Origin of the sequence: Novipirellula galeiformis (genome assembly GCF_007860095.1) — a bacterium.
GTDB lineage: Bacteria > Planctomycetota > Planctomycetia > Pirellulales > Pirellulaceae > Novipirellula > Novipirellula galeiformis.
In genome coordinates, this window is sequence record NZ_SJPT01000001.1 from 985,715 (window position 1) to 1,000,014 (window position 14,300).

Consider the following 14,300-nt stretch of genomic DNA (forward strand, 5'->3'; position numbering starts at 1 on the left):
CCTTTTACTTCAGCAGCGCAGCGAGGATCGGCAAGCGTCGATACAATGGTGCCCCTTGGTGCTTCGAGATTCTCCCGACAATGGAAGGCAAAATATGGATTTGATGTCCGACGACGCGATTGCAGCGTTTGGGCTCCTCGTCGGCGAAGCGGTCGAGCGTTTGGTGGATGAGCATGATGAGTCGTTCGATAAACGTGCGGCGATGTTGACGATCGACGCTCCCACGCTCAGTCGCGAAGGGAGCCAGCTGAAGTTTGACTTTAAGGTCAAAGGGAATCGCCAACCCACCGCTGCGACGACCATCGATATTGCAGCGGACGTGGAGGCGGATGACGAAGATTTTGACGGTTCCCCCGACAATACCTCGCTCAAGGCAATTGGGACCTGTGAATGTGCCCAGTTCAAGACTCACTACCAGTGCTCGCACACGCTCTCGGCGGCATGGTGGTTGCAAGAGCAACTGGGGCGTCGCAGCATCAGCGATGTGTTGGGCTTTCTAGGTGAACTCGAAGTCGATTCGGTGAGCGTGGGCCGTGATCTGGTCGACAATATTTTGTCGCTCGCCGAAGAATCATGTCGCCCCGCAGAAGTCGAGGAAGAGGGGACGCGGTTGCTGTGGCGTATCGGTTTTTCTCGCTCTCGATACTACGCCCCGCTCTCGATTACGCCGTTCGAGCAGAAGCCTCGCAAGAACAAAAAAGGTTGGACCAAGGGCAAGGAGGTGCGTGGCTTCGAATTGCTCAAGCGTGACTTTACTGCGTTCCCGATCGATGGAAGAATCGCTTCCTTGGTCGCGTCTCGAAGCTACAGTTTTGATGAGGATCATTACGCCGAGTTCCAAGCCCTTCAATCCCTTGTCGGACATCCCCATGTGGGTTGGGCCGATGGCGACATGAGTGACTTGGATGTGTTTTCCGCCGAGCTGAGTTTGACGCTTGAGCCGGTCGATCGCGAGCTCGATGGCGACGCAGAGGATCTCGAAATCAATCATGACGAAACTGGTTTAGCCACCCATTTTCGCCCGACTCTGCATGTCTCGGGGTTCAATGTCGACGTCAATCAATGCGAAGTGGTGATGGGGCATAGTAGCCCTGTGGAACCGTTGGTGATTTTGGCGGATCGCAAACAGCATCGCTTAATTATTTGCACTTTGCGCGACCCACGGGCGACGAAAGTGGTCCAGTTTTTACTGAAAAGTGAGTTGCAGGACGCGGTCTTGGATGCCCCCTCGGCCGCTCGGTTGGCGATCGGTTGTGCCGCAGTTGACTCCCTCGTTCGCGTCGATTTGCCTCCACAGTTGGCCGGGCCGATTCAGCCCATCGAAGGCGAGTTGGTTTTCGAATTGCGGCCCCGCCCTGGGGCGGGGCTGTTGATTTCGCTCGTCATCCATGAAGAACGTTTTCGCGAAGTTTTGGTCCCAGGGGCGGCTCCCAAAATCGTTCCCTGTTTGACCGAACAAGGGCCCGTGCGGCTGGAACGCGACTTGGAAGTGGAGAAACAGAAAGCGGATACCGTGGTTCAGCGTTTTGGTTTTAACCAGCTGATTCTCGAATCCAGCTATCGATGGGTCGCGGAATCGGACGAGGTCGCGCTCGATCTGTTGGGACGATTGTACGACGGCGGTGCCGAAGCGCCTCGAATCATTTGGCCCGAAGGACAAACGATTCGAGTGCGAGGTGAATTGACGCCATCGGCGCTTCGTGTCCAGATCGATGACAAGCGAGATTGGTTCGGGCTCACCGGCTCGGTCACGATCGATGGTCAAGATATTCCCTTGTCCGAATTGCTCGCGGCGGTTCGTGAAGATCGAGCGTTGGTTCGCGTTGGCGATCGTGAATTTGCGAAAATCAGCGAAGCCTTTCGCCGGCGATTGCAACAGCTTGGCGATGTGATCGTCAGCGACCGTGATTCGATGAAGATCGCCGATGCCGCGATGCCGGTCGTACAAGAATTGCTCAGCGACGATGTCGTGCTGGAAGCCACCGCGCGATGGCACGAATCGGTCAAACGGCTCGAGTCGTTGGCCGATTGGTCGCCGGAGAAACCCGAGGGGCTCGATGCCGACTTACGCGACTACCAACTCGATGGTTATCGCTGGCTCGCCCGGCTTAGCAAATGGGGCGTCGGGGGCGTGTTGGCGGACGACATGGGGTTAGGGAAAACCGTACAAACGCTTGGCGTGCTGTTGGATCGAGCCGCCTTAGGACCAACATTGGTCGTCGCGCCTACCAGCGTGGGGGACAACTGGGTTCGAGAAACCGAACGATTTACACCGTCGCTGAAGTCGTATTTGTATCGCGATTCAGACCGCCAAGAGTTGATTGATGCGGTGGGGCCGGGTGATTTGGTGATCGTGAGTTACCAATTGGTGCAGCGGGATGCGAAGAAATTCGCCGCACGAGATTGGAGTACGCTCGTCCTCGACGAAGCTCAATTCATCAAAAACTCACAGACCAAAACATCGCAAGCGATTCGTATGATCAACGCCGATTGGCGAATCGGTTTGTCGGGAACGCCTCTGGAGAATCATCTGGGAGAATTGTGGAGTCTGTTCCGCACGCTTTCGCCTGGATTGCTGGGATCGTGGGACCGCTTTCGCAATCGTTTTGCCGATCCGATCGAACGCCATAAAGACGACAAGCAACGTCAATCGTTGGCGCGACTGGTTCGCCCCTTCATTCTGCGACGAACCAAGAACAAGGTGCTCAAAGAGCTGCCCGAACGAACCGAGATCACGCTGCATGCCGAGCTCAGCAAGGCGGAGCGGAAACGTTACGAAGACGTGCGGATGGCTGCACTGGCGGAGCTCAGCGGCGAGTCGGCAGATGCATCGCAAGTCGGGCAACAACGTATCCGTACCTTGGCGTGGTTGACCCGGCTTCGGCAATTGGCTTGTCATCCGCGGCTCGTCGATGCGACGTGGAAGAAAGGCTCTGCGAAGCTCGATCTGTTGATGAATTTGGTCGAGGAGCTGCGTGAAGGAGAGCACCGAGCGTTGGTGTTTAGCCAATTCGTCAAGCATTTAAGCGTGATTCGCGAAGCCTTGGATAAGCAAGGTATCCAATACCAATACCTCGACGGGGCCACACCGGCGCCGGAGCGTCAACGCCGCGTCGATGCGTTCCAAAACGGCGAAGGCGAATTGTTTTTGATCTCGCTCAAAGCTGGCGGAACCGGATTGAATCTGACGGCGGCGGACTACGTGATCCATTTGGATCCATGGTGGAATCCGGCGGTTGAAGATCAAGCGACCGACCGGGCGCACCGCATCGGGCAACAGAAACCAGTGACCGTCTATCGGTTGGTGGCCGAAGGAACGATCGAAGAACAAATCCTGCAACTGCACGCGGATAAGCGTCAATTGGTTGCTGGGGTTCTCGATGGTACCGATCGGGCGGCGCGAATGGATACCGATGAATTGATCAAGTTGATCCGAGAGGGGGCGCGGTAACACGCGCCGTTTCGCGGCAATCCAAGCCCCGCCGATGGGCGGGGCTTTTTTCACCGGCTGGCGGCTCGTTCTCGCCAGCGTGGCTGGGGTGATCATTCGCGGATGGTTGCCATTCGTGGCGGAATGTTGCGGTTGTAGCATGATGGATTGTCGAGCGTTCTCGTTGCTCGGGCGTTATCCTTGCTCACGCGTTATCCCTGCTCGAGCGTTACCGATTGTCTCTTGTCGGCGGCGCAGCTTCGCGTGCTTGGAGCGTCCAGAGCACATGCATCGCGACGCAATACAGCAGGATAATGATCATCATCAATGCGCCGCTCTGTTTGACGCTGTAGGCGGTCAGTTGCAGAAACGATTTCCAGGGAAATTGCTGCCGCGTCCAGCCCACATGAATCCCCATGGTCAGCACCATTATCGCGATGGCCGTCCACGAAACCGTACGCGGTAATTGAAAGTGGTTGTGTTGACTCGCGTCTCTCGGTTGCTGCCAAACCCATAAAAAGAAACCGAGCAATAGCGGCGGCAAAAAGACCAGCGAGCTCAAATGTTGCAGTACCGAGTACCACGAAATGACGCGGTCGTTCCAATCGAAGGCCGGCGCGCTGAGCACCGGGAATTGTTTGACGCCCCAGCGTCCTCCGTGCGTGAACGAGTCCCAGAGGACATGCGTCGCTGCTCCGAAAGCGATACACACGATGACCGCGAAGATCGCGGTGACCGAAAAATCAATGGGCTTGTTGAGCCACGGCCAAAGTCGCTCGGACAAGCTTCGGGGGAGTAAATCCGCTAACGGGCGTTTTAGCAGTGATTGATACAAATAGTAAAATGCGATCCCGAGCGGTAAGCAATGGGTGAGCACGCCCCGAATGGAATGGGTTGCGCCATAGTCGACCCAGTGTGGGTAAAAGGCAGCGATGTCAGGGATTGCACAGCCGATGGCCAAAGCGGAAAAGGGCAATCGCCAGCGACAGAACCAAGCGACGGGAATCGCCGCAGCAATATGGGTGACGGTGAACGGCATGGGATCGGTGCAGTGGCCTTGAACTCTCGGTAGCGAAGCTCGCAGGATGAGAGTGTCGCCGATTCTTCGTCGAGCGTGAAGCGGTGCAATCTCGCGGTGAATGCCGGGACGGAGCACGTCGGGTGTCCCCCCCGGCATATTCCACCCGCTCGAAGCGGCCCCCCCAACGCGGAAGGTTTTTGCAAAAGGCTTCGTCTCGCGGGTGAGTCCGCGGGGTATCGGAGTGAATTGGGAACTTTGATGATGTACCGGGGGGCGTCAAACCGTTTTCCTGGGGCACTTCGACCGCTAATTCGCGGTTTCCCATTTTCAGAATCAAGCCGTCTGGAGAAACGCTCGCTTCATGATAGCCTTAGTGCCATGACCCGCTCGACCACCTCGCTTCCCGTGATCCGACGCTTACCCGACGATTTTTCGATCGAGCGAGTTTTTTCACATTTTGCTAGCCGTGCGGGGTGCTTGTGGTTTGATTCGGTTCCCACCGCTCCCTTTGCGGCGTCGGCCGCAGACGACGCTGCTATCGATCTGCCGTCGGCCCGTTATTCCTTTCTGATGTCGGACCCGCTTCGCACCTTGGTCGCGGAGGTGGGCGACCCCGATCCTTGGCCCCTCTTGGAAAAGTGGTTTCGTGACATGCCCTCCGCGGTCGTTCCGGGGTTGCCACCGATGCAGGGGGGAATCGCGGGTTTGATTGGATACGAAGCGGCGACGTGGCTCGAGCGTGTGGGCGTGTCTCGGCAAAACGAGCTTCCCACGCCCGCGATCTCGCTGGGGCTCTATGACTGGACGATTGCGACGGATCACCACCTGGGGCAATCGTGGTTGATCTCTCAAGGGTTTTCGGTCGATGCAGACGCTCCATCCCCAGCGGATCGGTTGCAGCGAGCGAACGATCGCGCCGATCAAGTCGAGTCGCAAATCCGTCTCGCTTTGGAGAGGGCTCCGGAGTCCACCGTTGCGCGGCCCAGTGAAGCTCGCAGCGATCGGAATCAGGTCACCAGTAATTTTAGCAGCGAAGGTTTTCGCGAAGTGATTGCCGAAGTGGTTCAGCGGATTCGTGATGGAGACTCATTCCAGGTGAATTTGGCTCAGCGGTTGTTGCATCCCGCTGTGCTTTCATCGGCTGCGCTTTACCGTCGGCTCCGCGAAGCCAATCCTGCGCCGTACAGCGTTTATTATCACGGCGATGGATTTGACGTATTGAGCAGTTCGCCCGAGTTATTTTTGCAGCTCGATCATCACAAGGTGCAAACGCGACCGATCAAGGGAACGGTGCCGCGAACCGGTGATCACGATCAGGATCAAAGGCTTGCCGAGTCGCTGCAGCAGAGTCTCAAGGATCGCGCCGAAAACATCATGATTGTCGATTTGATGCGAAACGATCTGTCACGGGTCTGCACCGACGAGAGTGTTCAAGTGCGCCAATTGTGCCAAGTGGAACGCTATCAGTGCGTCCAGCATTTGGTTTCGATTGTGGAAGGCGAACTGCGAGACGGGTGCAGCATCATCGACTTGCTCAAGGCCTGTTTTCCGGGGGGCAGCGTGACGGGGGCTCCCAAGATCGAAGCGATGCGGACGATTGCGGAATTGGAGCCCGATCGTCGAGGCCCCTATTGCGGTTCGATGGGGTACATCAGTTGTTCGGGACAAGCGGAATTCAATATCTTGATTCGCACGATCACGGCCACACGAGGGCAATGGCAACTTCACGTCGGTGGCGGCATCACCGCCCGCAGCAACCCGCTCAGCGAAGAGGCCGAGACGTGGGCCAAAGCCGAAGGAATTTTGCGTGCGTTGCCTGCCCCTAATCACGGCCAAGAGACAGTCTAAAAAAGTGAGCAGACTGGTTATTGCGAGAGCTCGCGAACTTGTTAGAATCTGACCTTCGTTGCGGAACGCAAACTAGATTTCGCATCAAATAAGCCCCTATAGCTCAGTTGGTAGAGCAACGGACTCTTAATCCGTGTGTCCAAGGTTCGAGCCCTTGTGGGGGTACTTTTAATCTAACGATTTTCTTAAAAAGCCTGCAGTTCGCGGGCTTTTTTCGTTTTCAGGCGGCGGGGAGTTTCTTTTTCCTGCCGAGCCCCCTGTCCTGCCTCGCCATCCCGGCGAGCTCCTTGTGGCGGTGACCTCATCGCGATACCGCTCGCTCGATTCACCGACGGGCCGATGCAATCCGTTTGAGCCTACTTGCTCGACCCAATTCTTGGGGGGGATGGTTAAGGGAGGCAAGTCACGGACCATTTCGGTCGTTAGGGCGTCTCGGCAGATCAGAGCGGGCTGTCACGTCAGCGGGGCGAGAGACACTTGCCCGGCATTTTTCTTGGATCGTGCCTATCGAGAGGACATCGAAGGGACACTCGATGCTGAATTTCTTTTTTTTGCCGTCATTGTGACTCGCTTCGAACCGCCGAACGCTGGCAAACACAATGGTGCGATTGAGGCAATCGCACCAGCCGATTCGGGGGCACCGGCGGCCTCTCGTTGGCTGCGCCGTCCGCACTATTAAGTCGACATGGAGTTAACTTTCTGACGTCGTTTCCCCACGTCGCGTTTGGCGATGCGTTTTCTCTTTTTTGACTGCTTTATTGCTGGGACATCCTGCTGTCTCACGCATGTCTCGCGATGTCCTTGCCCGCTAGAAGTGCAAGGTCATCGGGAACGCTCCTCCGAAGGTGACCATTGACAACCATGTTGTCGCAAACGTCTTGCGGGTAACGGTCATCATCATTTGAGGAGCGGAAGAAGCATCGGTTCAATATGCGTTCTAGCGGAGTGGGTTTAGCAGGCCAATATCGCTTTCTCTTCGAAGATGTAACGCTCGGCCTCACGATCGCTCGGGACTTCGGGACGGAGAATCGTGTGCATGAGCAAGTGATGCAGGTACGTCGCGAAGGTGGCGGTGAGCAAGAGTACTTTGATTTCGACTCCTATAGTTTTCATTACAGCTTGCTCTACGAAGGACAACCCGTCGGTGCGATGACGGCAACGCGTCCCGTCGATGGAGCGATTGATTGTTCCGATGTGTATGCACCGCAACTGATGACGCGTTACCACGATTGTCTGGTTTCGACGTGCAAGTTCCGCATCAACCGCAGCGGTTGTTCGTCACTGAAAACGTTACGAACGATGGTACGCGAGTTTTGGCGAGACCAAGTCAGTGTTGGTTCGCGATTGAATCTGATCAACGCAGACAAAAAGATGGTTGCGTTCTATCAACGGATGGGGTACTGCGTTGTCGAAGGATCGGATTTCATTCATCCCACGTTGGGCACCGATAGCGTGGTGATGATGATGTCGGCCGATCCCACTCGGAAGTCTTTCTGTACCGATATTTTCTCCAACCTCGATGACGTCCTGTCGATGGACGAAGTCATTACAACCTGTAGCGAAAGTCTACTCGTCGATTTGTAAGCCACTTGGCTGTCGCACTTCGATCGAAATCAAGATCAGAATCTGTAACCCTATCTAGCCGTCGTTCTTTCGGATGAAGTTCTTCGCGAGTGATTTGATCGGTTCCCTTCCCGGAACGTCAAAGGAACGCTCGTTCACGAAGATCGGCTCTCCGGAAGGACAGCGGAGCCTTCCTTTCAAATTTTTGGCAAACAACGACGATGATTAAACCGAATTCGCCTGGGCGAACCGAACTGGGACAACATCAATTATCGTACGCTGCGGGCTCGACATCACTGGAGCCCTATGGCTTCCGGATCTTAGGGCAATCGGATAACAACCGCTTGGATCATTTGTTGTCCTCGTTTCCAGAGCTGTCGCGTTTGCTCCATCGCGAAGCATTGATTATCAGCGCGTATCCTGCGGCGTTGGGGCTAGCCGGTTTTGCGCCGCTGGTGGATACCTACCTTCATCCGCCTACCTTCATTCGTGCGATGAGATTGGCTGCGATCGAAGACCGCTCGGTGGTCTTTGCCGCGCAGCCACTCGCGGGCGTGGATTTGCTGTTACGCGCGATTCATCAACAAATGGAGCTGCCACAGCGAATGCTGTGGGCGGCGGGGGGATATTATTTTCCTCGCTCGCTTGAAGTGTTTATTACAGATTGCTTGGCGCAACAGGGGTGTCAAATTGAGTACCTGCACTGCTACGGGGTTGCTGAGATCGGCCACACCTGTTTCGCCGCGATGGAGCGATTTGATTCGGGGCATCCACGTTTTCGGAAAGTGGCTCCGGAAGTAACCGCTTCGGTGATCGGGGGGAACAGCCAACTTGCTTTGCAACGCAGTGACGGTCGTTCGATCGTAACGGAAGACTATGCCGATGAAATCAACGGCGAATGGTTGATTCAGAGCGGCCATGGCCGAATGTGCCCCGAGGTGCGTGAGCAGCTCGAGTCGTGGTCGCATCAAGATTGGATGCGTCGCACCGGGTATCTCGCCGCTCAAGCAAAAAACACTCGCTATCAGTTACGCGAATGGGTCGAGTGCTGCGGGGATGAACGCGAGCTGCGGTATTTTCGCTTCTGGGAACAGCACGGCGGTTCGCTGCAGTGCAAGCCAAAGTGGAATCGAGCGTCCGCGTCTGCGGTTACGCCACCGAGCGGACCCCATCCCGTCCCGCATCGTATTTGATCGGCTTGACGACGCGTTGGAATGCGCTCAGTGTTCTGGCGATCACGCGGCGGCGTGTCGCCGAGCGGAATTGCGAGCCAACCACGCGATGAAACAAGTGCGCGTAGTGAGTCGTGGTGGAAACCCGCGTGTAGGTTTCGTCCGAGCCGCCATCGTACTCCTGGGCGAATTCACAGATGGGAAAATCATACTCGGGCATCACCTTGGTGGAGTATAAGAATCCAATCGATTTCTGGCGTCGCATGTTGGTCGAGCTGGCACCGAACGAGAGCATTCGGAAATCTTCGGCCAGCGGATCTTTGGCAAGCATCGCGATCTGACAGAACACTGCATAACTGAGACTGTCAGTCACTTTGTACCAAGCCGGCCCACGGGTTTCCGAGAATTCGACGGCCGTGTCGAGCACCAAGTTTTGGCTTTCATCGAGGATATCGTCGGGACCAATATCCATGAACGAGATTTCGCCATCACGTAACTGTTCGTATGCGGAATCGGTTACGGGCAAAACAACACTGGCCCCATTTCGCACTCCTTCGGAGGCGGACACGATCAAGGTTTGCGGATGCCGTTGCCAAAGCGAGAGGTAGCGGTCTTCGTAGCGAAAGTATTGTTCGTTTAGCTTTTGGTTTCCGGCTCGGAAAATTTCGTCATAGTTGCTGGGCGCCGAACACTCCAGATGAACGCCCCAACTCTCTCGCATCCGTTGGATGACGTTGCGGACGTCTTCGTCGTCTTCACAGAAAGCTTGTTGGCTAGGAACCGTCTTGCTTTGGATGAACTGCGACAACGACCATGGCCAGGCGTCAAATTGGTCGTCGGTCGGAGCGCTTTCCTGAATGACTTCTTCGTAAGGGAGGTCCAGGGCTTCGGCGATGCGGCGAAGCATCTTTGCTGACAACCGCTGTTTGCCCGCTTCGGCAAATTGCAGAGTCCGAACGGCAATGCCAGCCTGGACGGCAAGTTCGAGCTGCGAAAGGCCTAGCTCCTTGCGGGTCTGGCTAATCTTGATACTACCTTTTGGCATATTGAGTTACTCAATTCCGAGCTTTAAAAAAAAATTAGCAACCCAGCGGTCAACTTGCGCCATCATTGCGCACAACAATCAACTGCTTATTGTAATCTAGATCGTTGTGGGGTCGGCGGCTTGAGGTGGATCTTTTAGCGAGATCTTTGGGGCATCACCTCAGGCCACGACTCCCTCTATTTGACAGCAACTCTCTCCTGATTGCAAATTCAATTGAGGAGATTGTTTCGCTTAAAAGGTGCGTTTTTAACGCATTTGCGGGCCTCGCATGGCCATCCTGACCCAGCGTGGCTGGTACAGATTGCCAACAAGGAAAAGGGTACCCTGATCGAAAAATCTTCCCAGCAGATATCGGACCGTTTTGGGGGGCGAAATGGCAATCTTGGTTTCGCAATCTTGATCTTGGGTTCGGAATCGAGGTACCGCCCTTTTCTCTAGGTTCCGCCGTTTACCCCCTCCGCCACATCGCTGTCGCGGTGGCTGCTTTGGCGGGGTGAACGTGAGTCACGCCGATGGTATCAAGGCGGGGCGGGATGCTAATTACTTCTTATCCGTGACACGTTAAACATGAGAGTGTGTCACTGAAGATGCACTTTGAAATCATACGCAACGGAGGCACACATGATTGAGGCAAAGACTGCCATGGAGCGGGCGTTTCTGCTGTTGGCGGAGGCGGAGTTGGGGACTTGTTCCACTTGGCCACGTCCTGGTTGGCAGCAGGCAAGTGCCCCCGGTTCACGTGGCTCCCATTCCAATGCGCTGTCTGCAAATGGCCAGGGGCCCGATGAGCACCGTTCCCTCGAAGACCGTGTCGAATCGCTCGCCATTTTGTTGGACATCTTGCCTCGGAGCCGGCGGTCGGAATTAAATTCGCTCGTTAGCATGTGGTCCCAGCATTACTCGGCGAGCCGCTTTGTTAGCGCCGACGAGCTGCGACGGATCACCCGTCGCTGTTTGCGAACGCGAACGGCTCAAACCGCGACGGTTCCTAACTTTTTTGCGACCGCCGCATCGATTGCTCAGCAAGGCCGAGATGCGGACGCAGCGGTTTTGAGCAGCGTGACTCGATCGCAAACCGAGTGTTCCCCCACCGCAGAACAGCATTGCGTTGACGGATTGCAAACCTGGTTTGAGCACTTGCATCGAAAACAGTGTTGGACGCACCTCCCATCGGTGGTGCCCGGCGACAAGCCCGTTGCGGTGAACGAGATGTATGTCGAGCTCTTACTAAAAACGGATCGATCGGGTGAACGCGAGTTGGGTTTGGGCTCTGCTGGCATTGGGGACTTGCCCAACGCGGCGACGTCATGTCGTCATCCCGTGCCGCAATCACACGATGATGTTGGTGATCCAAGCGAGTGGAGAGAAAACGATTCCTTGTTGGACATTCGTACGATTGTTGCACGAACATTGAATCGATGCGTTATCGTGGGTAGCCCCGGCAGCGGCAAGTCGACCTTGATCCAGTGGTTGGCTCAGGAGGTGGTGCGCGGCGGCATCCGAGACTTTGATGTGCCGATCGTGATTGAGTTAAAGCAGTACGCTCGATCGCTTGCGGAGCATCCCGATCTCACGCCGCTACAGCATTTCTTTCGATCGCTGGGTAATCGCCACCTCGATTCGGATGCCGCGTCGGTTTGGTTGCGGCGAGTTTCGCGTAGCCATCATCGAGTGTTGTTGATGTTCGACGGCTGGGATGAGGTTCCCGCTGAATCGCGGGCGAACGTTCGAGAGCAGCTAGAATCCGAAGCGAGTGATTTTGTCACCTTGGTCACCTCGCGACCCTCGGGGGTGCCGCAATCGTTATGTGACCGAGAACACGTCGACTTTTATCGGATCGCGAACCTGTCGTCACGTTCGGCTGCTCAATTAGCGACGAATATTATTCGTAATCGCTTCCACTCCCATCCCGCCGGCGACGGTTACGCGAATGCGATCATTGAGCAAATTCAATCCTCTGCAGAGCTGCGGACGTTGGCCAAAAACCCATTCTTACTTGGGCATGTTGTGCATGTGTTGGCCGATGCGTCGACTCGGCCTGGATCACTTAACCCGGCAAAGGCAATCGAGCAGGTGGTCGCCTGGGTCCGCAAGCAACACAATTTTGTCGCCGATCCCTCCAACCTGCTTCGCGTCGAACATCTACAGTCGCTGAGCCGATTTGCGTTTGATCGACTGTTCGCTGCGGAACGCGGTCGCGAGTGGTTTCACGAAACGCAATTGCAACAAGTCACGACGTCAGACGGGGTGTCAGAAACACCATTGTTACAGAGTCGGTTTATCGATCGGGGCGACGCGATGATCGATGAATACCGGTTTTCCTGCCCCGCGTTTCAGACATTCTTTGCGGCATTGCATGTCACCTCAATTCAATGTGCCACAACCCAAGCCGCGATTTTTGACCAAGCGATCCATGCCTCCAATCGCACCGAGGTACTCAACCACGCCGTAGGATTAAGTGAAGCGTTTCGCAAAGTGAGTCTGGAACGGGCTGCGTATTGGCTGCGGCATGGCGATGGTTTCCACCAGATTCTTTTGCGGTTGGCAAAGCTTGCCGCGATCGCTCGCCAAGTTCAAGGCAACGTTCATGCAAACGATGCGAAGTCCAAGGATTGGTCTAGCTTGATTGAACCGATCCGCAACAAACTGTGGCGATTGACCCAGGAAAGTTGCGATCCCATTGCGACCCGCGCGTACGTTCAAAGTTTAGCGGAATTGGATCCTGCATTCTTGCTTCGCAAAGCGATCTCATCGGTCGACTTGGATGAGTTTGTGCTGAGGTGTATCCACCGATGTCTTCCGGATGATTCCGGTTTCGGCGGCGAGAGGGTCCCGCGGCGAAACGTCACTCGAGAGGGAGGTGACTTGCCGCATGCCACGCTCGTTCCGCTAGAGCGAGATCGTGTGGTTCGTCGATTGGCGGCACTCTCGCCCGATCACCCCGAGGTCAAACAGGGCATCCAGCGGTTGGCGGGCCAGTCGGTTCGCGATGGCGCTAACGTGATCATGGCGATCGCATCGGCGAGCATGGTTTGTGGTGACGTTCGCGCCACCGCGATCGAGATCGCGATGCGGTCTGCGGATCAGCGAATTCTCGATTGCATGGCAAACCAAATCGAGCGGGAGCATGATCCACGAGTTCAAAAGTCGCTGCTGCGTTTGGCCTTGGAACGACCCGTCGCATTCGATTTAGGCTGGCTCGAGACGCAAATTCGGAAAGACCTGGAGCACTCGTTTCATTCCTTGATGGTGCGGGTCTACGGCTGCGGTGCCGCGCCACGGACGCCAGACGAACGTTTGCGAATACGCCGTTTCTTCAGTGATTTGGTCATTTCGGCAATGAACCACGGCGACTCTCGCTCAACTGGATCGCTCACCGAATGTCTCCGCCTCGTTGCTCACACCGATGCGGGCGGGTTGGTGGACGATCGCGTCGTGTCGGCGGCCATCGATCGGATGATTCGTTTTAGCAAGGCACCTCAAAGCCAACGTCCCGAGGGAGTGTTGCTTGCCGCTCGCGTCCTGGTGGGCATTCCCAGCTTGGGGAATCGAATTCACTTGAAAAAGACCTTGGACGTGGCCTTGGACTTGGTTTCGTCGTGGAGCACGGGCACGATTCCGCTGACCGAAGCGGAGGTCATGCGCAGAGAGCGTTTTGCCACGGCGATCGCGCAATGTCTGGTCGAAGTCGATTGCGGCCTCCTGCTTGGTTACGACCGGTCGTGTCGCCCCGTCCAAACGGCGCTCCAATCGGCTGCGTTCGAGCATGGTTGGCTGGTGTTCAACGAACGTGTTCTCGATCGGGATGGAGTTGAAATTGCCATTGCCGATGGCGATTCACTCGATCCCGTCGGTTGCACGACGTCCGAAGCGATTCAAGAAATCATGCACGACCTTCCTCCGCGGCAACGAAGTGACTTTCTTAGTTACTGGCATATGGTTTGCGAAGGAGACGCCGACTATGTGCTCACCGAGCGAGAAACGGTTCATGAAGCCATTTGTACCGTGATGGCATCGGATTTGAATACCGAACTGAGTGAACGTTTATGGTCGTGTTACCAAGAGGGCAAACCTCCTAGTTTCGCTTCGTGGAAAAAGAACCTCGCTCGCGTGGTTCAGCGTTATGAGAATCGTCCTGAATTACTTGCTCACTTGCAGCAATTGGGCTTGGGGATCCATAAACGAAAACCGCGATAGGGAGTGAGGAGTGACGCTCTTCAC

The 14,300-nt window shown here is 55.7% G+C and carries 7 protein-coding genes and 1 tRNA gene; 6 read left to right on the plus strand and 2 right to left on the minus strand.

Annotated elements, in window-relative coordinates:
* Positions 1-94 precede the first annotated feature (94 nt).
* On the plus strand, positions 95-3,451 hold the full coding sequence (locus tag Pla52o_RS03530) for a DEAD/DEAH box helicase (RefSeq protein ID WP_146593165.1): 3,357 nt from the start codon (positions 95-97) through the stop codon (positions 3,449-3,451).
* 208 nt (positions 3,452-3,659) lie between these two features.
* Here the strand turns inward: Pla52o_RS03530 and Pla52o_RS03535 are convergent, their stop codons facing one another.
* On the minus strand, positions 3,660-4,586 hold the full coding sequence (locus Pla52o_RS03535; protein WP_197168971.1) for a DUF4184 family protein: 927 nt from the start codon (positions 4,584-4,586) through the stop codon (positions 3,660-3,662).
* A gap of 243 nt (positions 4,587-4,829) precedes the next feature.
* Between Pla52o_RS03535 and Pla52o_RS03540 the strand changes: the two genes are divergently transcribed.
* The 4 genes from Pla52o_RS03540 (at position 4,830) to Pla52o_RS03555 (ending at position 9,055) form a co-directional block, all read left to right on the plus strand.
* Complete coding sequence (locus tag Pla52o_RS03540) at positions 4,830-6,299, plus strand: anthranilate synthase component I family protein (RefSeq protein WP_146593167.1); 1,470 nt, start codon at positions 4,830-4,832, stop codon at positions 6,297-6,299.
* A 92-nt stretch (positions 6,300-6,391) separates the two neighbouring features.
* Positions 6,392-6,464 (plus strand) — tRNA-Lys (locus tag Pla52o_RS03545).
* Between the two features lie 765 nt (positions 6,465-7,229).
* Positions 7,230-7,883 (plus strand): hypothetical protein, encoded by a 654-nt coding sequence (locus tag Pla52o_RS03550; protein WP_146593168.1) that lies wholly within the window; start codon positions 7,230-7,232, stop codon positions 7,881-7,883.
* 200 nt (positions 7,884-8,083) lie between these two features.
* On the plus strand, positions 8,084-9,055 hold the full coding sequence (locus Pla52o_RS03555) for a hypothetical protein (protein ID WP_146593169.1): 972 nt from the start codon (positions 8,084-8,086) through the stop codon (positions 9,053-9,055).
* Here the strand turns inward: Pla52o_RS03555 and Pla52o_RS03560 are convergent.
* Positions 9,012-10,079, minus strand: a complete 1,068-nt coding sequence (locus Pla52o_RS03560) for a helix-turn-helix domain-containing protein (protein WP_146593170.1) — start codon at positions 10,077-10,079, stop codon at positions 9,012-9,014. The genes Pla52o_RS03555 and Pla52o_RS03560 overlap by 44 nt on opposite strands.
* Positions 10,080-10,700: 621 nt before the next feature.
* Here Pla52o_RS03560 and Pla52o_RS03565 point away from each other — a divergent pair.
* Complete coding sequence (locus Pla52o_RS03565; protein WP_146593171.1) at positions 10,701-14,276, plus strand: NACHT domain-containing protein; 3,576 nt, start codon at positions 10,701-10,703, stop codon at positions 14,274-14,276.
* The last annotated feature ends 24 nt before the right edge of the window (positions 14,277-14,300 follow it).

Excerpts from the sequence above, each read along its gene's own strand:
- Pla52o_RS03530 (WP_146593165.1), top strand. The coding sequence starts at position 95 with ATGGATTTGATGTCCGACGACGCGATTGCAGCGTTTGGGCTCCTCGTC.
- Pla52o_RS03540 (WP_146593167.1), top strand. The coding sequence starts at position 4,830 with ATGACCCGCTCGACCACCTCGCTTCCCGTGATCCGACGCTTACCCGAC.
- Pla52o_RS03550 (WP_146593168.1), top strand. The coding sequence starts at position 7,230 with ATGCGTTCTAGCGGAGTGGGTTTAGCAGGCCAATATCGCTTTCTCTTC.
- Pla52o_RS03555 (WP_146593169.1), top strand. The coding sequence starts at position 8,084 with ATGATTAAACCGAATTCGCCTGGGCGAACCGAACTGGGACAACATCAA.
- Pla52o_RS03560 (WP_146593170.1), bottom strand. The coding sequence starts at position 10,079 with ATGCCAAAAGGTAGTATCAAGATTAGCCAGACCCGCAAGGAGCTAGGC.
- Pla52o_RS03565 (WP_146593171.1), top strand. The coding sequence starts at position 10,701 with ATGATTGAGGCAAAGACTGCCATGGAGCGGGCGTTTCTGCTGTTGGCG.